The 18386-nt window shown below is 72.6% G+C and carries 18 protein-coding genes; 11 read left to right on the top strand and 7 right to left on the bottom strand.

Going from position 1 to position 18386, the window contains the following annotated elements:
* Positions 1-5: 5 nt before the first annotated feature.
* The 5 genes from ACH5HR_RS03875 to ACH5HR_RS03855 all read left to right on the top strand — a co-directional run bounded on the left by ACH5HR_RS03875 (position 6) and on the right by ACH5HR_RS03855 (position 4914).
* Complete coding sequence (locus ACH5HR_RS03875) at positions 6-1019, top strand: carbohydrate ABC transporter permease (RefSeq protein WP_416476325.1); 1014 nt, start codon at positions 6-8, stop codon at positions 1017-1019.
* Entirely contained in the window at positions 1016-1897 is an 882-nt protein-coding gene (locus ACH5HR_RS03870; RefSeq protein WP_402370924.1) for a carbohydrate ABC transporter permease, read from the top strand. The genes ACH5HR_RS03875 and ACH5HR_RS03870 overlap by 4 nt, the downstream gene beginning before the upstream one ends.
* A gap of 189 nt (positions 1898-2086) precedes the next feature.
* Entirely contained in the window at positions 2087-2962 is an 876-nt protein-coding gene (locus ACH5HR_RS03865) for a CPBP family intramembrane glutamic endopeptidase (RefSeq protein WP_402370927.1), read from the top strand.
* 9 nt (positions 2963-2971) lie between these two features.
* Positions 2972-4216, top strand: coding sequence for a sensor histidine kinase (locus ACH5HR_RS03860; RefSeq protein ID WP_416476323.1), 1245 nt, complete (start codon positions 2972-2974; stop codon positions 4214-4216).
* The gene (locus ACH5HR_RS03855; protein WP_402370931.1) at positions 4213-4914 is read left to right on the top strand and encodes a response regulator; all 702 of its coding nucleotides are present in this window, start codon (positions 4213-4215) and stop codon (positions 4912-4914) included. The genes ACH5HR_RS03860 and ACH5HR_RS03855 overlap by 4 nt, the downstream gene beginning before the upstream one ends.
* A 26-nt stretch (positions 4915-4940) precedes the next feature.
* On the opposite strand, the gene ACH5HR_RS03850 is transcribed toward ACH5HR_RS03855, so the two are convergent.
* Positions 4941-6131: a N(5)-(carboxyethyl)ornithine synthase gene (locus tag ACH5HR_RS03850; protein WP_416476321.1), complete on the bottom strand. Its 1191-nt coding sequence runs from the start codon at positions 6129-6131 to the stop codon at positions 4941-4943.
* A 150-nt stretch (positions 6132-6281) separates the two neighbouring features.
* Here ACH5HR_RS03850 and ACH5HR_RS03845 point away from each other — a divergent pair, with 150 nt between their 5' ends.
* Together ACH5HR_RS03845 and ACH5HR_RS03840 are read left to right on the top strand one after the other, a co-directional pair.
* Complete coding sequence (locus ACH5HR_RS03845; RefSeq protein WP_416476320.1) at positions 6282-7454, top strand: MarP family serine protease; 1173 nt, start codon at positions 6282-6284, stop codon at positions 7452-7454.
* 163 nt (positions 7455-7617) lie between these two features.
* The gene (locus ACH5HR_RS03840; RefSeq protein WP_402370938.1) at positions 7618-8118 is read left to right on the top strand and encodes a DUF1877 family protein; all 501 of its coding nucleotides are present in this window, start codon (positions 7618-7620) and stop codon (positions 8116-8118) included.
* Positions 8119-8131: 13 nt separating this feature from the next.
* On the opposite strand, the gene ACH5HR_RS03835 is transcribed toward ACH5HR_RS03840, so the two are convergent.
* The gene (locus ACH5HR_RS03835) at positions 8132-8548 is read right to left on the bottom strand and encodes a VOC family protein (protein ID WP_402370941.1); all 417 of its coding nucleotides are present in this window, start codon (positions 8546-8548) and stop codon (positions 8132-8134) included.
* 96 nt (positions 8549-8644) lie between these two features.
* On the opposite strand from ACH5HR_RS03835, the gene ACH5HR_RS03830 reads away from it, so the two are divergent.
* The 4 genes from ACH5HR_RS03830 (at position 8645) to ACH5HR_RS03815 (ending at position 12968) form a co-directional block, all read left to right on the top strand.
* Positions 8645-9595, top strand: coding sequence for a helix-turn-helix transcriptional regulator (locus tag ACH5HR_RS03830; RefSeq protein WP_416476319.1), 951 nt, complete (start codon positions 8645-8647; stop codon positions 9593-9595).
* A gap of 212 nt (positions 9596-9807) precedes the next feature.
* Entirely contained in the window at positions 9808-11124 is a 1317-nt protein-coding gene (gene murA / locus ACH5HR_RS03825; protein ID WP_402370946.1) for a UDP-N-acetylglucosamine 1-carboxyvinyltransferase, read from the top strand.
* Between the two features lie 78 nt (positions 11125-11202).
* On the top strand, positions 11203-11958 hold the full coding sequence (locus tag ACH5HR_RS03820; protein WP_402370948.1) for a lysophospholipid acyltransferase family protein: 756 nt from the start codon (positions 11203-11205) through the stop codon (positions 11956-11958).
* On the top strand, positions 11955-12968 hold the full coding sequence (locus ACH5HR_RS03815) for an NAD(P)H-dependent glycerol-3-phosphate dehydrogenase (protein ID WP_416476318.1): 1014 nt from the start codon (positions 11955-11957) through the stop codon (positions 12966-12968). The genes ACH5HR_RS03820 and ACH5HR_RS03815 overlap by 4 nt, the downstream gene beginning before the upstream one ends.
* 11 nt (positions 12969-12979) lie before the next feature.
* Here the strand turns inward: ACH5HR_RS03815 and ACH5HR_RS03810 are convergent, their stop codons facing one another.
* The 5 genes from ACH5HR_RS03810 to ACH5HR_RS03790 are packed head-to-tail and all read right to left on the bottom strand — an operon-like array spanning position 12980 to position 18248.
* Positions 12980-13633: an AMIN-like domain-containing (lipo)protein gene (locus ACH5HR_RS03810; RefSeq protein WP_416476316.1), complete on the bottom strand. Its 654-nt coding sequence runs from the start codon at positions 13631-13633 to the stop codon at positions 12980-12982.
* Positions 13634-13681: 48 nt separating this feature from the next.
* A complete protein-coding gene (locus ACH5HR_RS03805) occupies positions 13682-14833 on the bottom strand; it encodes a trans-sulfuration enzyme family protein (RefSeq protein WP_416476315.1) in 1152 nt (383 codons plus the stop codon).
* A gap of 23 nt (positions 14834-14856) precedes the next feature.
* Positions 14857-15297 carry a DUF1330 domain-containing protein gene (locus tag ACH5HR_RS03800; protein WP_416476313.1) on the bottom strand — a complete coding sequence of 147 codons (441 nt, stop codon included), beginning with the start codon at positions 15295-15297 and terminating at the stop codon, positions 14857-14859.
* A gap of 51 nt (positions 15298-15348) precedes the next feature.
* Positions 15349-16836 (bottom strand): pyridoxal phosphate-dependent decarboxylase family protein, encoded by a 1488-nt coding sequence (locus ACH5HR_RS03795; RefSeq protein ID WP_416476312.1) that lies wholly within the window; start codon positions 16834-16836, stop codon positions 15349-15351.
* The gene (locus ACH5HR_RS03790; protein ID WP_416476311.1) at positions 16833-18248 is read right to left on the bottom strand and encodes an MFS transporter; all 1416 of its coding nucleotides are present in this window, start codon (positions 18246-18248) and stop codon (positions 16833-16835) included. The genes ACH5HR_RS03795 and ACH5HR_RS03790 overlap by 4 nt, the downstream gene beginning before the upstream one ends.
* Positions 18249-18386: the final 138 nt, after the last annotated feature.

The following is an 18386-nucleotide window of genomic DNA, read 5'->3' as shown; positions in this document are numbered from 1 at the left end:
CCGACATGAACCACGCTCCGACCGCCGTCGTCGACGTGCCTCCGGAGCCCCGTCCGGCCGGTGAGGGTGCCACTCGCGCACCCTCACCGGCTGGACGGCCGCGGAAGGCCCGGCGCCTCCCGTGGGGCAAGTGGGCGGAGATCGCCCTGCTCGCCGGCCCCGGCATCGTCGTCTTCGTCGCCTTCGTGATCTTCCCCGTCGTCATGGCGGCGTACTACGGGTTCTTCCGCTGGAAGGGCTACGGGCCGCCGACAGACTTCGTGGGGCTCCAGAACTACCGACTGATCCTCACCGATCCCGCGTTCCAGGACGCCCTGGCGCACAACGGGTTCATCCTCGTCATGTCCCTGGTGCTGCAGGGGCCGGCCGCCATCGGCGTCGCGCTGCTGCTGAACAAGCGGATGCGGGGCCGTGCGCTGATCCGCGTGCTCATCTTCGTCCCGTACGTGCTCTCTGAGGTCATCGTCGGCATCGGGTGGGGCCTGATGCTGCACACCACCGGTGCGGCCAACGACCTGCTGGCGCGCATCGGCCTGGACGGGCTGACCCGTGACTGGCTCGCCGACCCGGACGTGGCGATCTGGTCCCTCATGGCCGTCCTGGTCTGGAAGTACATCGGCTTCGCGGTGATCCTCATGCTCGCGGGGCTGCAGAGCATCCCCGAGGAGCTGCACGACGCGGCAGCGATCGACGGCGCCTCCTACTGGAAGGCGCAGCGGTACATCACGCTGCCGCTGCTGGGCCCGACCATCCGGATCTGGGCGTTCCTGTCGATCATCGGCTCGCTGCAGCTCTTCGACCTCGTGTACGTGATGTGGGGGCAGTACGTGGCCTCGACCGCGGGTACCTCGACGATGGCGACGTACATGGTCGTCAACGGCCGGATCTCCGGCAGCTACGGCTACGGCAACGCGGTCGCCGTCGTGATCTTCCTGATCTCTCTGACCATCGCGCTGGTCTACCAGCGCTTCGTCCTGCGCCGCGACACCGAGGGCGCGCTGACCGGAGGTGCCTCGTGACGGCCACGACGACGACGCCGCAGCCGACGACGCCACAGACGCTCAGGAAGTCGCACGAGAGCGGCGGATGGGGCAGCCCGACGGCGTACCTCGTCGCGTTCGGGCTGGTCGGGGTGTGCCTGGCACCGGTGCTGTACATCGTGCTCGGCGGGTTCCGGACGAACTCGCAGATCATCCAGTCACCGGCGGGCCTGCCCGCACCGTGGCAGATCGACAACTACGTCGGCGTGCTCACGGGCTCGATGTTCTGGCAGCAGATGTTCAACTCGCTCGTCGCCGGTATCGGCACGACCGTCGGCGTCGTGGTGCTGGGCCTCGGAGCGAGCTACGTCATCGCGCGCTACCCGTTCAAGGCCAAGGAGGCGATGTACTCGCTCTTCGCGGCCGGGCTGATGTTCCCCATGACGGTGGCCATCACGCCGCTGTACATCCTGGTACGGAACCTCGGCCTGACGAACACGCTCGCGGGCATCATCCTGCCGCAGGTCGCGTTCGCTCTTCCGGTCACGGTGATCATCCTCGTGCCGTTCCTGCGGGCGATCCCCCGGGACATCGAGGAGGCGGCGTCCATCGACGGCGCGAGCCGGCTGGGGTTCTTCGCCCGCATGGTGATCCCGCTCTCGATGCCGGGCGTCGTGACCGTCGGCATCCTGGCGTTCGTGGCCAGCTGGAACAGCTACATGCTGCCGCTGTTCCTCCTGAGCGACGACGCGCTCTACACGCTTCCGCTCGGCGTGCAGGCGTTCGCGTCGCAGTACTCGACCGACACGGCGCGGGTGCTCGCCTTCGTGTCCTTGTCGGCGATCCCGGCCCTGATCTTCTTCTCCCTCTTCCAGCGCCGCATCGTCGGCGGGCTCACAGGAGCGGTCAAGGGCTGACGTGCACGGGCACGGACGACGGCGGCCCTGCCGTACCGCTCGAGCGGTACCGCAGGGGCCGTCGTCGTCGACGACATCCCCCGGAGGAGCTACCCCGGTTGCTCACCCGCGGGCGATTCGCCCGGACGTGCACGCTCGTAGCGTCGTTGCTGGTCGCGGGTCCGCGGCCGCACACCGACGGAGGCCCACATGAGCAGCACGAGCAGCATGAGCACCACACATCGCCACGGCACGCGTGACGACGCCGGAGGCGCGGTCGGCCGCGTCGTCCGATATCCGCTCGTCTGGATGCTGATCGGCCTGGTCGGTGTCGGCGCCGTCGGGGGCCTGACGGCGCAGAGCGAACCGTTCACGCCGCTCCCGGTGCTGGGCGCAGTCCTCGCGATCGTCCTCTACCGGGCCGTCATGCGCTTCGTCGCCGGGCGTCGCACGCCGGAGATCGCCGGTCACCGCGCCGTGCCCGAGGCGTTGTCGGGTGCCGCCATCGGGCTGGGCTTCGTCCTGGTCTCCGCGGTCGTCATCACGGCCCTCGGTGGCTACTCGTTCACCTGGGCCGACGTCGACGTCCTCGCCGTCATGGCCCCGGTGGCCGCCGTCGCGTGCGGGGCGGCCGTCACCGAGGAGCTGATGTTCCGCGGCCTCGGGATCCAGGCCGTCGAGCGCCTGCTCGGGAGCTGGACCGCCCTGGCGGTCACCGCCCTGCTCTTCGGGCTGATGCACATGCTCAACCCGGGCGCCACGCTCTGGACCGGGCTGGCGATCAGCATCGAGGCCGGCGCGATGCTCGGCGCCGCGTTCCTGTGGCGCCGCAACCTCTGGTTCGTCATCGGTCTCCACCTCGCCTGGAACACCGCCGTCGGGCTGCTCGGCATCGCGGTCTCCGGGCACGTGTCCCCGGGCCTCCTGGTCGCCCACGTCTCGGGCCCGGCCCTGCTCACGGGTGGCGCCTTCGGCATCGAGGGATCGCTGGTGACCGTGACGCTCGGCGTGCTCCTCGCCGGCCTGATGATCGTGCTCGCCCGGCGCCGCGGAACGCTGGTCCCGGCGCGCGGCCCTCGCCCGTAGGCTCAGGTCGTGCCCGTCAACTCCCTCACCAGCCGGTTCACCCGTGCCGGCTCACCGCTCCAGGCGTGGCGCGCACTGCGACCGGCCGTCCGGGACGGCCTGTTCGCGGTGCTCCTCGCGGGGCTCGGCTTCGTCCCGACGTTGTCCACCATCGCGGTCGAGCTGGGCGACCTGCCCGAGCGAGCGACGGACCCGCTGGCCGTGGTGCTCGTCCTCGCGCAGTCCCTCCCGCTCGTGGCGCGACGTCGATGGCCGGCGGCCAGCCTCGCGGCGGTCGGCACGGCGCTCGCCCTCAACCAGGCCCTCGCCTACCCGCCGACGTTCGCGAGCGTCGGGCTCTACGTCGCGCTGTACTCGGCGGGGGCACACCTCGCGCGGCGTCGCCGTGTCGTCGCCGTCCTGGCGACCGTCGGCTTTGCCGCCCTCGCGGCGGTGCTGTCGGGCCTCGGCTCACCCAACCGGATGCTGGACTTCCTCACCTTCTACCTCGCCCTGGTGGTGATCTGGACGGCCGGCTCGGTGGTGCGCCGTCGGCGGGCGGAGGAGGCCGAGCGCCGACGGCTGGCCGCCGCCGTGGCGACGTCCGACGAACGAGCCCGGATCGCTCGGGAGCTGCACGACGTCGTGACCCACCACGTGACGGCCATGGTCGTCCAGGCCGACGCGGCCCAGTACCACCTGCCCGCGACGCCCGAGCGGGCGGGGGAGGCGCTCGCGGCCATCGGCAGCACGGGCCGCCGAGCCCTGACCGACCTGCGGGACCTGCTGGGCGTCCTCGAGGCGACCGGGGAGTCGGAGCCTGCGCGGCGGGCGCCGGCTCTCGGCCAGGTCGGTGACCTCGTCGAGCAGGCTCGGCAGGCGGCTCAGCCGATCGAGTGGGTGCAGGACGGCGACCCGCGGCCCTTGCCGGACGCCGTCGAGCTCGCGGCGTACCGGGTGGTGCAGGAGTCGCTCACCAACGCGCTCAAGCACGCTGCCGGGCGACCGACCGCCGTGCGCCTGCGGCACGGGGACGAGCGCCTCGAGATCGAGGTGATCACGCACGGGTCCGGCGCGCCGGGTGGCGCGCCGGCCGTAATACCCAGCACCACGTCGCCTGCCGGCCCGGTGTCGTCGACCGGCGGCCGCGGCCTCGCCGGGCTCCGCGAACGTGTCCGGGTGGTCGGCGGAGACCTGCAGGCCGGCCCGTTGCCGCACGGCGGGTTCCGTGTGCACGCCCTGATCCCGTCGGCCTCGACCAGGAGGAGCTCATGACCGTCGCACCGGCGGAAGGCAACCCGATCCGCGTGCTCGTCTGCGAGGACCAGGAGCTGGTCCGGGTCGGCTACGTGACCATCTTCTCCGCACAGCCCGACATGGAGGTCGTGGGCGAGGCGCGAGACGGCCGTGCGGCCGTCGAGGCGGCGCTGCGGCTGCGCCCTGACGTCGTCGTGATGGACATCCGGATGCCCGTGCTGGACGGCATCGAGGCGACGCGCCGGATCGCGGGGCCGGACGCCGAGACGCCGGCCAAGGTGCTGGTGGTCACCACGTTCAACGTCGACGAGTACGTGTACGAGGCGCTCCGTGCGGGGGCCAGCGGGTTCCTGCTCAAGGACTCCTCCCCGGCCGAGCTGATCGACGGCCTCCGGACGATCGCCCGCGGCGACTCGCTGCTCGCGCCCACCGTGACGCGCACGCTGATCGGCCGGTACGCCGAGCGGTTGCGCCCGGCGGACACGGCGCGGCCCGAGCGGGACGACGTCGTGGCCCGTCTGACCGCCCGGGAGCTGGAGGTGCTCGAGCAGCTCGCCGCCGGGCTGTCGAACGCGGAGATCGCCGGCGAGCTGGTCATCACTCCGGAGACGGTCAAGACCTATGTCTCACGGATCCTCGCCAAGCTCGGCCTGCGCGACAGGGTGCAGGCGGTGGTGCTCGCCTACCGGGTGGGCCTGGTCTCGCCGACGGGCTGATCCCCGGCCCCGACGCGCGGAGCCCGTCAGGCCGGGGTGGTCAGGGCGTGCGGGTAGGCGGCGTCCCGACCCTGGAAGCTCAGGATGCTCGGGTTCTTGATCGTCCCGTCGTGGATCTCGATCGCCCGCGAGACGGTGAGGCTCGCCGCCCACGAGGCCGGTCCTTCCAGGATCGTGCGCAGGAAGGGCAGGATCGCCTCGCTGATCTCCCAGGTCGCGGAGTTCCACAGGTAGGACGGGGTGTGGTCGACGGCGTAGTAGCTCACGCCGTCGCCGACGGTGAGCATCGGGTCGTCGAACGTGGTGGGCACGGCCCACTCGAACCCCATGCCCTGGTCGCACGAGACGTCGACGATCAGGCTTCCCGTGGCGAAGCCCGCCAGGTCCTCTGTGCGCAGGTAGGTCAGCGGTGCGGCGACGTCCTGGAGCGTGCAGTTGACGACGATGTCGTGCGAGGCGAGGAACTCCGGGAGCGGGACCTCGCCGTCCTGCGTCGTCACCTCGCTGAGGTAGGCGGCCCCCTCGCTGGTGTGGAGCTGGGTGATGTGCGCGCTGTGGATCGGGGACCCGACCGCTGCGGCGCCTCGCTGCGTGAGCACCTGGATGTCGTGGATCCCGTGCGCTTTGAGCGCGGTGACGGCGCCTCGTGCCGTCGCACCGAACCCGATGACGACAGCGCTGAGCCGCGGGCCGTAGTCGCCGGTCGAGCCGGTCAGGCTCAGGGCGTGCAGGACGGAGCAGTAGCCGGCGAGCTCGTTGTTCTTGTGGAACACGTGCAAGCCGAAGTCACCCCGGGACGTCCAGTGGTTCATCGCCTCGAAGGCGATCAGGGTGAGCCGGCGGTCGATCGCCGTCTGCGTCATCCCGGCGTCCTGCACGCAGTGCGGCCACCCCCACAGCACGCGGCCCTCAGGGATCGCGGCGACGTCCGCCGCCTGCGGCTTGGGCAGGAGCAGCACGTCGGCGGACTCGATCACCTCGGAGCGTTCCGCGACTCGGCCCACCCGGGACTCGACGTAGCCGCGCTCCAGCCGGAAGTCGGCCGCGTAGCCGCGCTCGACGATCATGCGCGCGCGGACGTCCTCGTCGATCCGGTCCAGGTGGTGTGGATGGATCGGCAGCCGCCGCTCGTTCTCCATCGACGAACCGGCGAGCAGCCCGAGGCTGAGCAGCGTGTCGGCAGGGACGGCAGGGGACGGGGGTGTGGCGCCGGGCATCCGGACTCCCATGATCGGGGAACCAGGGTCAGCTCCTCCCGGGAGTGTACGCCGGGCCTCTCGAGGCGCGGACCAGGACCTCAGCGGACATCCAGGTCGACCGCGTATTCTCAGCGGTCCCCGACGTCCCAGCCCGCCCGCGGAGGCCCCGTGACCCTGCTCGACCTGGTGCTCGTCGTCGTCCTGCTGTTCGCCCTGATGGCGGGGCTGAGCCGCGGGCTGCTCGCCACGCTCGGCGGGCTCGTCGGTCTCGTCGTCGGGGGAGTGGCCGCCTTCCTCGTCGTCCCGCTGGTGGTCGACGCGCTGCCGGAACCGCAGTGGCGCGGTCCGGCGACGGTGCTCCTGGCCGTCGCGCTGCCGCTGCTCGGGGCGTCGATGGGTGCCGGCGTAGGACACAGCCTGCGCCAGCAGGTGGACCGCTCGGGGCTGCGGCCGCTCGACCGGCTCCTCGGCGGCGTCGCCAGCCTGGTGGTGGCGGCTCTCGCACTGTCGTTCGTCGGAACAGCCGTGAAGGCGACCGGCACGCCGGGCGTCGCGTCCGCCGTCTCGTCGTCCGCGGTGCTGCGCACCATCGAGGACCTCACGCCGACGCCGGTCAGTCGGTCCCTGGCCGAGGTCCGCGGCGCGGTGCTGGACGACGGCCTGCCGCGTCTGGACGGCCTGCTGGATCCGCGCCGGACGACGACGGCACCCACGGTCGACCTGGACGACCCGGCACTCGAGGCGTCTGCCCAGTCGGTCGCGCGGATCTGGGGCACGGCGTACGCCTGCGGGACCGGGATCACCGGGTCGGGTTTCGTCAGCTCCCCGGACCGCGTGGTGACGAACGCGCACGTGGTGGCGGGCGTGGACCGGCCGCTGGTCGAGCTCCCGGGACGACCGGCGCAGGAGGGGCGGGTCGTGTACTACGACCCCGGGGCGGACCTCGCCGTCGTCGCCGTCGACGGGTTGGACGCCGACCCCCTGAGCGTCGCGCCGACGCTCGAGACCGGCGACCCGGCCGCCGTCCAGGGGTATCCGCACGGCGGTCCGTTCACCTCGACGGGCGCCGAGGTGCTCGACGTCGGCCCGGTGCGGATCCCCGGGTCCGGTGGCACGGGAGGTGGCGAGCGCGACATCTATGCGCTCGCCGCCAGCGTGCATCCCGGCAGCTCCGGTGGTCCGGTGCTGTCCACCGACGGTGACGTCGTCGGCGTGATCTTCGGGCGGTCCAGCGGAGGTGACGCCCTCGCGTACGGCGTGACCACCACCGAGCTGATGCCCGTGGTCGCGCAGGCCCCCGACCTGGACGCCGCGGTCACGCCCGGAAGCTGTGCCCGCTGACGTATCGCCAGCACACCCCTGATGACTACACCCGAGTTGTGCCCGGATCGCCGCGCAAAACTTGTCGCATCTCACAGTCTTGGGTGACGTTTTGCGCGGTCAGCACCGGTCCGGCCGTTTTGCCCGCCCTGCGGTGCCCGCCGTACCGCTACGGTCGCGGGCCATGGGCATTCACTGCGAGTACGCGCGGCTCGCGGCCGCGGACATGGACAGGGCGCAGTCGGACGCGGCGTGGGCCGCGGAACGTCTCGACGCGCTCGCCGAGGAGTGGGTCGAGCTCGACCTGGAGCCCGAGGAGGCGCGCTACTTCAGCGTCGGCCGGGCGTGGGGCCCGCTGGACGCCCTGCTCCGTGCGCGGGAGCCGGCGGTCGACGTCGTCCACGGCGGCACGCCGCTGGGGATCGACGGCGGGCTGGGCCCGGTGCGCTCGCTCACTCCCGACGAGGTACGTCACGCCGCCGCGTTCCTCAGCGCGACGCCCTTCGCGGCGCTGGCCGACGGGTATGACGTCACGCGCCTCTGCGACGGCGACGGGTGCCCCGACCCCGCCGAGCACCTGGCCGAGGAACGACCCCAGGTGCTCGGCGAGCGGTACGACGAGCTGCGGCGCTTCTGCTCCGCGGCAGCCGCCGCGGGTGACGGCGTCGTGCTGATGCTGAACTGACACCAACCCGTCGTCACCGCAGCGAGTCGAGCACCTCGTCGTAATGGGCGTTCTCCATCACCCCGAGCAGGTTGCCGAAAGGGTCGACGACGGTCGCGGTGACGAACCCCGGGCCGCGCTCGGTCGGCTCGTCGTGGCCGACGGCGCCCAGGGCGAGCAGCCGCTCGTACGTCGCCGCGACGTCGTCCACCGCCCAGTAGGCGACCGCGCCGGTCGGCTCTTCGGTACGGGCGACCGACGCGAACCGTCGGTCGATGATCCCGAGCTCGTGCTGGTAGTCGCCGATGCGGAACTCGGCGTACGCCAGGGTGCCCTCGACCTCGCGGGCGAAGTAGGCCTCGGCGCCGAGGACCTCGGCGTACCAGTCGCGGGCCGCGGCGACGTCGTCGGCGAAGTACGTGATGGTGGTGAGTCCGCGCAGCATGGTCATCCTCCCGGTGGTGCGGCGCCTCGGTGACACCGTCGAGATCCATCCTGCGCGGCAAAGTGCTCACCTTCTGACTACTTTCTGTGGCAGTCTCGAGATGTGCGAGCCGATCGCCTCATCCAGGTGCTCCTGCACCTGCAGTCCCGGCCGCGGGTGACCGCCGGCGAGCTCGCCGACGCCCTGGAGGTCTCGGTGGCCACCGCACGCCGCGACCTGGAGGCGCTGTCGGCCGCCGGGGTCCCCGTGTACCCGCAGCGCGGCCGGGGCGGCGGATGGTCGCTGCTCGGCGGCGCCCGGACCGACCTCAGCGGTCTCACCGCGCCGGAGGCCCGCGCGCTGTTCCTCCGTGCGGGACCGGCCATCGCCGCGGACGACGACGCGAGCGCGGCGTTGCGCAAGCTCGTCCGGGCGCTGCCCACGCCGTTCCGGGCCGAGGCCGAGGCGGCGGCCGTCGCCACCGTCGTCGACCGCGAGCGATGGGGCGCTGCCGCCCGGGAACAGGCGCCGCACCTCGAGGCGCTGCAGGACGCCGTCGTCCGACGGCGGCGCGTCCGGCTGCGGTACACCGGCGCCACCGGGCGGTCGTCGGACCGTGTCGTCGACCCGTGGGGCGCGGTGGACAAGGACGGCACCTGGTACCTCGTGGCCGGGACGGACCGCGGACCGCGCACCTACCGGGTCGACCGCGTCGTCGCGGCGGAGGTCACCGATGACGCTGCCGAGGTGCCGGCGGACCTGGACCTCGGCGCCGTGTGGGCGCAGGTGGTCGACGAGGTCGAGACGTTGCGCTCGACGACCTGGGCCACGGTCCGCGTCCCGGAGCGGCACGTCGGGGTCCTGCGAGCCCAGTTCGGCCGGCACGTGAGCGTCGAGGGCGCGGCGGACGACGGCGTGGTCCGGGTGCGCGTCGGCGCACCGACGCCGCTCGACATCGCGAGGCACCTCGCCGGCTGGGGCGACGGAGCCGTGGTGGAGGATCCGCCCGAGGTGCGTGCGGAGCTCGCCCGCCTCGGCGCCGAGCTGGTCGCCCGATACGTCACGATCCCGTGAAGACCGGCACGCCGTCGCGCGAGTCCGCGTCCGCGGCGTGAAGGTGTGGTGAACGTGAATACTGCGGGCGTGCCGGATGTTGGCACCATCGGGCCTGCGAGGGCAGGATCGAACGCGCTGCGCACACCCGCGCGCCGCGAGCCCTCACGGCCCGCTCCAGGGCAGCACCATCGTGCTGCTGCACCCCGTGACGACAGGATGTACGACGAGCTATGACTGATCTGCTGTACGTGAACGGTGGGACGCCGTTGCAGGGCACCATCTCGGTGCGGGGTGCGAAGAACTTCGTGTCCAAGGCGATGGTGGCGTCGTTGCTGGGTGAGTCCGCGAGCGTGTTGCGCAACGTGCCGCAGATCCGGGACGTGGGTGTGGTCTCGGGGTTGTTGGACCTGCACGGGGTGAACGTGAAGTACGACCCGGACGCGGGGATCTTGGACCTGGATCCGTCGAACGTGGAGTCGGCGCACGTGGCGGACATCGATGCGCATGCGGGGGCGAGCCGGATCCCGATCTTGTTCTGTGGTCCGTTGTTGCACCGGTTGGGTGAGGCGTTCATCCCGGATCTGGGTGGTTGCCGGATCGGGGATCGGCCGATCGACTACCACCTGGACATCTTGCGGCAGTTCGGTGCGGTGGTGGACAAGCGTCCGAACGGGATCCATCTGCGGGCGCCGCGGCGGTTGCAGGGCACGAAGATCACGTTGCCGTACCCGTCGGTGGGGGCGACGGAGCAGCTGTTGCTGACGGCGGTGCGTGCTGAGGGGATCACGGAGCTGTCGGGTGCGGCCACGGAGCCGGAGATCATGGATCTGATCGCGGTGCTGCAGAAGATGGGCGCGATCATCTCGGTGGACACCGATCGGGTGATCCGGATCGAGGGTGTGGATCGTCTCGAGGGGTACAACCACACGGCGTTGGGGGACCGGATCGAGGCGGCGTCCTGGGCCTCGGCAGCCTTGGCCACCGGTGGGGACGTGACGATCAAGGGCGCTTCGCAGCCGGAGATGATGACGTTCTTGAACACGTTCCGCAAGGTGGGTGGGCAGTTCGACGTCCAGGACGACGGGATCCGGTTCTGGCACCCCGGCGGTGATCTGCGCCCGATCGTGCTGGAGACGGATGTGCATCCGGGCTTCATGACGGACTGGCAGCAGCCGTTGGTGGTGGCGTTGACGCAGGCCACGGGGCTGTCGATCGTGCACGAGACGGTGTATGAGAACCGTTTCGGGTTCACCGAGGCGTTGCGGCAGATGGGTGCCACGATCCAGGTGTACAAGGAGTGCTTGGGTGGGGGCGACTGCCGGTTCGGGCAGCGCAACTTCCATCACTCGGCGGTGGTCTCGGGGCCGACGCCGTTGGCGGCGGCGGACATCGAGGTGCCGGACCTGCGCGGCGGGTTCTCCCACCTGATCGCTGCGTTGGCGGCCAAGGGCACCTCGACGGTGCGGGGTATCTCGTTGATCGACCGGGGTTATGAGTCCTTCCAGGACAAGCTCGTCGCCCTGGGCGCCGACGTCACCCGCGGCTGACGCGCCGAGGTCCATCTGCTCGCCGGGGCCGGGCCCACTGGGCACCGTGCCCCCGTCGGGCAGGTAGGCTCTGTGGCCGTGCCCCCCGCCAGACCCGAGTCGCGTCTCTATCGCGTCATCGCGAAGATCGTCCGGTCGACGATGTTCTCGATGTGCCGCTACGAGTGGAGCGGCAGCGAGAACTTCCCGACCGAGGGCGGCTTCATCGCCGCGGCGAACCACGTCACCGAGCTCGACGCCCTGACGTTCGTGCACTACCTGTTCGACCAGGGCTTCGAGCCGCGCGTGCTGGCCAAGCGCAGCCTGTTCACGGCTCCCGTCGTGGGTTCCGCGCTGCGGGCCACCAACATGATCCCGGTGGACCGGGGGAGCGCGGCCGCGGCACGTTCGTTGCAGCGTGCCGGTGAGGAGCTCGGCGACGGCGCCTGCGTGGCGGTCTTCCCCGAGGGGACGCTCACGCGCGACCCGGACTGCTGGCCGATGGAACCCAAGACCGGTCTCGCGCGCATCGCGCTGACCACCCGGCTGCCGGTGGTGCCGATCGCGCAGTGGGGAGCCGTCGACATCCTGCCGCGCTACGGCAAGCTGCCCAAGCCGTTCCCGCGCAAGCGGGTGCAGGTCGTCGCTGGACCGCCCGTGGACCTGTCCGACCTGTACGACCGCCCGCAGGACGCCGCCACGCTGCGCGAGGTGATGAACCGCGTGATGGACGCGATCACCGTGCTGCTCGCCGACCTTCGCGACGAGCAGCCGCCGGAGCAGCGGTTCGACCTGCGCAAGCACCCTGACTACGAGGTGAAGAAGATGCACTACCCACCGGTGGAGCGCCCGTGAGCGGCGTCCTGAAGACCGCCGTCCTCGGTTCCGGATCCTGGGGGACCACCTTCGCCATGGTCATGGCCGACGCCGGCTGCGACGTCACGCTGTGGGGTCGCGACGAGGCCGTGGCGCGAGAGGTCGCGGAGGACCGCCGCAACGCCAAGTACCTTCCGGACGTCGAGCTGCCCGCCATGCGCGCGACGACGGACGCCGCCGCCGCGCTCTCCGACGCCCGGGTCGTCGTGGTCGCCATCCCGTCCCAGGTGGCGCGCACGACTCTCGAAGGGCTGCGCGAGCACCTGGAGCCGGACGCCGTGGTGGTGTCCCTCATGAAGGGCATCGAGCTCAGCACCGACAAGCGCATGAGCCAGGTCATCGCCGAGGCGCTGGACATCTCGCTCGACCGCGTCGTCGTCGTCTCGGGCCCGAACCTCGCCAAGGAGATCGCGACACGTCAGCCCACGGCGACGGTCGTCGCGTGCCCGGACGAGGCCAACGCGCGCCTCGCGGCCGAGGCGTGCTCCAACGCGTACTTCCGCCCGTACACGAACTCGGACGTCGTCGGCGTCGAGCTGTGCGGCGCGGTGAAGAACGTCATCGCGCTGGCGATCGGCATGGCCCAGGGCCGCGGCTTCGGCTGGAACACCACCGCGACGGTCATCACCCGCGGTCTGGTCGAGATCACCCGGCTCGGCCGGGCGCTCGGCGCGCAGGCCGAGACGTTCGCCGGCCTGGCAGGGATGGGTGACCTGGTGGCGACGTGCGCCTCACCGCTGTCTCGCAACCACACCCTCGGCAAGTACGTCGGCCAGGGGATGTCGCTCGAGGACGCCCTCGTCGCCACCGGCACCACGGCCGAGGGCGTGAAGTCCTCCCGATCGGTGCTGGAGCTGGCGCAGAAGCACGGCGTGGACATGCCGATCACCGCGGGAGTCGTCGCGGTGCTGCACGAGGGGATGTCGGTGGACGACATGGCCCGTGCTCTTCTCTCGCGCCCGCAGAAGGCCGAGCGGCTGACGGACTGAGCCGTCCCGCCTCAGTGGCCGACGTCGACCACGAGGCGCGTCGGGTCCTCCTCGACCGACACGGCGAACGGCCTGGCCTCGCCGTCGACCCCGACGAAGGCCGTGCTCTGCCCCTCGAAGACGAAGCGGTAGACGACCTCCTCGACGGACGTCGCGCCGTCGGGCTCGACCGGTGCGCCGTCGTACTCCTCGACGCCCGAGTCCATCGGCATCGCGGTGCCGAGGACGACGACCTGCAGCACCGCGTCGCCGGCGACGTCCACGGCGTCGCCCTTGCCGGGATCGAGGGCCTGGTCGACGTACTCGACCCGCCAGCCCGGCGTCCCGCTGCCGTCCAGCGTGAAGGTCACCCGGTCGAACCCGTCCTGCGGCTCGACGGCGACGTCGGTGACGGTGAGCAGCTGGTCGCCGCCGGGCTCCCCGCTGGCGGCGTCCGTGCTGCCCTCGAACGTGCCGCCGTCGGGCGATGCCGTGGCGTCAGGCGAAGCAGCGTCCTCCGGCGACGCCGTGTCCTCGGGTGGTGAGGTGATCTCCGTGGCGCCGCCGCCGTCTCCGTAACCCGGCAGGTCGGCCCCGCCGCCGCAGCCCGCGGAGAGCAGGAGCGCGACGGCCGCGGCCGTGGTGGCAGCCCTCCGTCCGGACCGGCTGTGACGGGTCGCACGCATGAGGCCTCCCGGGTCGCACGGGAGCGCGGTGCGGCCCCTCGTCCCACCCTAGACGGGCAGGCCGTCGAGCGCGCGGGACAGGTCCGCCCAGAGGTCCTCGACGTCCTCGACGCCGACCGACATGCGCACCAGGTCCTCGGGCACCGTCAGGGACTCGGTGGTGAAGCGGCGGCGGCGCTCCAGCGTGGACTCCACCCCGCCGAGCGACGTGGCGGGCACCCAGAGCTCCACCGCGGCGACGACGGCGTCGGCTGCCTCGATGCCCCCGACGGGCCGCATGCCGATGATCGCGCCGAACGACGCCATCTGCGCCGCGGCCCGCTCGTGCCCGGGGTCGGACGGCAGGGACGGGTGCCGCACCTCGGCGACGCGAGGGTGGTCAGCCAGCCGCCGCGCGATCTCGGCGGCGTTGGCGTTCGCGCGTTCGACGCGCAGGTGGAGCGTGCGCAGGCCTCGCAGTGCGAGGAAGACCTCCATCGGCCCGGCGATCGCGCCGTGCAGCGTGCGGTAGGCGCAGACCCGAGCGGCGGCGTCGTCGTCGTTCGTCACGACGGCGCCGAGGACGACGTCGGAGTGGCCGGCCAGATACTTGGTGACCGAGTGGACGACGACGTCGGCCCCGAGGTTGAGCGGTCGTTGCCCGAGCGGCGTGGCGAACGTGTTGTCGACGACGGACGGCACGCCGCGCTCCCGGGCTGCGGCGAGGATCGCGGGCAGGTCGGCGACCTCCAGCATCGGGTTCGTGGGGGACTCGGCCACGAGCAGGTCGGCGCCGTCCAGCGCCGCGACCACCGCGTCGGTGTCCGCGACGTCGACGCGCCGCACCTCGAGGCCGTGGCGCCGAGCGAGGTCGTCGAGGTAGCCGAGCGTCACCTGGTAGGCGTGCCGCGGCACGACGACCACGCCCGACGGCGGCACGTCGCCCAGGGCTGCGGCGATGGCCGCCATGCCGGAACCGAACACGATGCCGTGCGCGCCGCCCTCGAGCGCCGCGAGCGCGGTCTCGAACGGCTCCCACGTCTCCGCGCCGCCGCGGGTGTAGAGCTGCTCGCTCCCGGGGACCCCCTGGGACACGTAGGTGGAGCTGAGGACGACCGGCGCGTTGACCGGCCCACCCTGGACCCGTGGGGGCCGGCCGGCCGTCACCGCGACGGTGGCGGGGGAGTGCGGGGAAACGGTGTCGGCGTGCTCGTGCGTCATGGCGTCAGGGTACGTCGGCGTGGTCAGGGGATGGTCGTCGGAATCAGCCGGGCGTCGGTGAGCGCCGCGGTGCGGTGGCGCGACAGCGCCTGGTACTCCGGTGAGGTGACCATCGCGACGAATGCCGCGGGCGAGGGGTAGCGGACCAGCAGGACGGCGTCCCAGTCCTCGCCGTCCGGCCCGATCACGGTGGGCCCGCACGGGCCGTGGTGAAGCACCTCGACCCCGGCCCGCTGCATGTGGGCCTGCGCCTCCTTGCCGTACCGGGCGTAGGCGTGCGAGCCGGAGATCGTCTCGGCGGGCGCGAGGTCGGGGGCGTGCGAGTAGTCCGCCGTCTCACGGAACCGCATCAGGTTCAGCATGGTGACCGGCTCGTCGGCAGGCAGCGCGGCAAGCCGTGCGAGCTGGTCGGGGCCGGCCTCGACGGTGAGGCGGTCGGCGGGCGGGGTCGGTCGAGTCGTCATACCGGGGAGCATACCGATCGGTATGTTCCCGGGTGGTCGGCGAACAGCCGCTCAGCGCGGTTCGGCCAGCCGTCCGAGCAGCTCGGTGAGCAGACGCTCGGCGACCGGCGCGGGCAGAGCCTCGACGGCGGCGAGCAGGGGGGCCATCGGCCCGAGGCCTGCACCGGTCTCGCCGATCCGCGACGTGTCCAGCCCGAGTCCGCGGAGCAGGGCGGCGGCGGTGTCGGAGTCCGGGACCGTCGCCGGTCCGCCGTCCACCAGCGGCGAGGCCTCAGGGCGCGGCGTACCGCGCACCGCGTCGGCCGCGGCCGCGAGTGCGGGAACCAGCTCGTCGAGCACCCGGGCGGTGACCGGAGTGACCGTCAGGTGGGTGGTGTGCGGTAGGACCGTGCCGTCCGCCTGCCGGAGCGCGGGCTGAGGCTGGAGGACCCAGCCGTGGTTGGCCACGGTGTCGGCCCACACGTGCGGGTCCACCCGACGCGCCGTGGGGACGGACTCGTCGGTGGCGACGGCGAACAGCGGCCCGGTCGGCTCCCCGACGACCCGGAGACCGTCGATCTGACCGACGGCGGCACGCAGCGCGTCCGTGGCCTGGCGGGCCTGTTCGGCGAGCTCGGCGAACCCGTCTCGCCCGAGGGCCTGGGCGATCGCCCACGCCGCGGCCAGCGGCCCTCCCGAGCGGGACCCCAGGAGGGTCGGGCTGACCACCGGGTAGCCGGGCCAGCGGGTCGTGGCGAAGTGCTGCCCGCGCTGCCGGTCGCGGCCCCGGTGCAGCAGCATCGAGACGCCCTTGGGTGCGTACCCGTACTTGTGCAGGTCCACGCTCAGGCTCGTCACACCGGGCACACGCAGGTCCCACGGCGGCAGGCCGGGCCAGAACGGCAGCGCCATGCCCCCGATGCACGCGTCGACGTGCACGGGCACCCCGCGGGCGGCGGCGACCGTGGCGACCTCGGCGACCGGGTCCAGTGCGGCGTGCGGGTAGGACGGCGCCGAGACGACGACGAGCGCGACGTCGTCCGGGCGGTCGGCGAGGCGTTCCGCGACTGCGTCGGCCGCCACGGCGCCGCCCGGCCGGACCGGGACGAGGTCCAGCGCCAGCCCGAAGTAGTGCGCGGCCTTCTGGAACGCGGCGTGCGCGGTGACGGGCGCCACCAGTCGCGGCCGTGCGGCGCCCGGCTCCGCGCCGTGAGCCGCCAGCCACGCGCCCCGGGCCGCCTTGACGGCGAGCAGGCAGCTCTCCGTACCTCCGGACGTCACCGTCCCGACGACCGGCTCGCCACCGTCGTCCCCGCCCAGCAGGTCGCGTGTGAACGCCACGAGGTCCCGCTCCAGCGCGGCCACGGAGCCGAACGTGGTGGGGTCGAGACCGTTGACCGGCTGCATGGCGCGGACCGCGGCGGCGGCGAGCTCGTCGAGCTCCGGCTCGCCCGAGTCGTACACGTAGCTCAGCACACGGCCCCCGTGCGTCGGGGCGTCGCGCTCCCGGAGGGCCGTCAGCCGGGCCAGGACGTCGTCGGGCGGTACGGCGAACCTCATGCGGGCTCCTCGTGGACGGCCGCGGGTCCCGCGGCGTGGATGTCGGCCCGACGCAGCGGGTAGCGGCGCAGGGTCGCCAGGCTGGCCGCCACCAGGGCTGCGGGCAGCACGGAGAACGCGAGCACGATACCCAGGACCGCGCTTTCCGGCTGCACCACGAGCTGCTCGGCCCGTGACTCGACGTATCCCGTCACGGCGAGAGTCAGAGCCAGCACGGCGGTCCCGAGCGCGAAGCCGGTCGTCTCCCCGGCGGTCCACACCCCGGAGAACGTCCCGGCCCGGCCCGGCCCGCGGGTGCGGGCGTCGTGCGCGACGACGTCGGGCAGCATCGCCATCGGCAGCGACTGCAGGCCCGCGTAGGCGGCGCCGGCGACCGCGACGACGGCGTACACCCACGCTCCGGGCGACCACGCCATGCCCACCAGGGCGAGCGCCGCGAGCGCGAACACCGACGAGGCCATCCGGAAGGCACGCTCCTTGCCGACCCGGCGCGCGACGGCGCCCCACACCGGCGCGAAGACGACGGCCGGACCGACCAGTGCCGCGAACAGGAACGTCACGGCCGCCTCGTCGCCGAGCACCCAGCGTGCGACGTACTGGGCACCGGCCAGCATGGTCCCCGTCGCGAGCGCCTGCAGGACGAACGTGGCGAGCAGCATACGGAACGGCTGGCTCGTGCTGAGCGCGGCCAGCCCGTCGCGGTACGAGCCGGCGACGCCGTGCCACCGGGACGACGACGGCGCGGCACCGGGTGCGGTGCTCGCGGACCGAGGGCTGGCGGGCAGCCGGGCGTCTCGCCGTCCGGCACCGTGCTCCACACCGGCCGACACCAGCAGCGAGAGGCCGAGGACGAGCCCGGCGACGGCGGCCATGACCAGGTAGCCGGCGTGCTCGTCCGGCACCACCGAGCGGAGCGCCGGCGCACCGCCGCCGAACGCGAGGATCGCGACCGTCAGGACGACGACGCGTGCCGTGAGCAGGCGGGTGCGCTCGTCGTAGTCGTCGGTCAGCTCGGCCGGCAGCGCGATGTAGGGGACCTGGAAGAGCGAGAACGCGGTCGCCGCGCAGAGGAACGCCAGCAGCACCCAGGCGGCGCCGGCCGTCGGGCTCCACGACTCGGGCACGGCGAAGGTGAGCACGAAGAATACGGGGAGCAGGAGCCCGCCCGCGGCCATGAGCCGGCGCCGGGAGCCGTGGTGGACGCGGTCGTGGTTGCTGGCGGCGCCGATGACCGGGTCGATGGTCACATCCCACACCTTGGCGAGCGTGACGATGAGACCGGCCATCAGGGCGGCCACACCGACCGTGTCCGTGAGGTAGTAGACCAGGACGAGGCCGGGCAGGGTGCCGAAGCCACCCGTCCCGACCGACCCGACGGCGTACCGGGCGACAGTGCCCGCGCGCAGACTCATGCGGGGATCCTACGAGACGCGGCGTGACGGGTGTCACCCTCAGGACGTGATGGTGCTTCCTGCCGCGGGCGGCCGGCGGGTTGGTCGGCTCGGTCGCGGCGGAGGTCGCCGAGGGGTCGCCGGTGCACCGGTGCCGGA

Origin of the sequence: Isoptericola maris (assembly GCF_048065335.1) — a bacterium.
Classification (GTDB): domain Bacteria; phylum Actinomycetota; class Actinomycetes; order Actinomycetales; family Cellulomonadaceae; genus Isoptericola; species Isoptericola rhizosphaerae.
This window is presented reverse-complemented; position numbering and strand designations above follow the sequence as displayed.

What these genes read in the sequence shown, in the direction of transcription:
- ACH5HR_RS03875 (WP_416476325.1), top strand. Translation starts at nt 6, where the DNA reads ATGAACCACGCTCCGACCGCCGTCGTCGACGTGCCTCCGGAGCCCCGT.
- ACH5HR_RS03865 (WP_402370927.1), top strand. Translation starts at nt 2,087, where the DNA reads ATGAGCAGCACGAGCAGCATGAGCACCACACATCGCCACGGCACGCGT.
- ACH5HR_RS03855 (WP_402370931.1), top strand. Translation starts at nt 4,213, where the DNA reads ATGACCGTCGCACCGGCGGAAGGCAACCCGATCCGCGTGCTCGTCTGC.
- ACH5HR_RS03850 (WP_416476321.1), bottom strand. Translation starts at nt 6,131, where the DNA reads ATGCCCGGCGCCACACCCCCGTCCCCTGCCGTCCCTGCCGACACGCTG.
- ACH5HR_RS03840 (WP_402370938.1), top strand. Translation starts at nt 7,618, where the DNA reads ATGGGCATTCACTGCGAGTACGCGCGGCTCGCGGCCGCGGACATGGAC.
- ACH5HR_RS03835 (WP_402370941.1), bottom strand. Translation starts at nt 8,548, where the DNA reads ATGACCATGCTGCGCGGACTCACCACCATCACGTACTTCGCCGACGAC.
- murA (WP_402370946.1), top strand. Translation starts at nt 9,808, where the DNA reads ATGACTGATCTGCTGTACGTGAACGGTGGGACGCCGTTGCAGGGCACC.
- ACH5HR_RS03810 (WP_416476316.1), bottom strand. Translation starts at nt 13,633, where the DNA reads ATGCGTGCGACCCGTCACAGCCGGTCCGGACGGAGGGCTGCCACCACG.
- ACH5HR_RS03805 (WP_416476315.1), bottom strand. Translation starts at nt 14,833, where the DNA reads ATGACGCACGAGCACGCCGACACCGTTTCCCCGCACTCCCCCGCCACC.
- ACH5HR_RS03800 (WP_416476313.1), bottom strand. Translation starts at nt 15,297, where the DNA reads ATGACGACTCGACCGACCCCGCCCGCCGACCGCCTCACCGTCGAGGCC.
- ACH5HR_RS03795 (WP_416476312.1), bottom strand. Translation starts at nt 16,836, where the DNA reads ATGAGGTTCGCCGTACCGCCCGACGACGTCCTGGCCCGGCTGACGGCC.
- ACH5HR_RS03790 (WP_416476311.1), bottom strand. Translation starts at nt 18,248, where the DNA reads ATGAGTCTGCGCGCGGGCACTGTCGCCCGGTACGCCGTCGGGTCGGTC.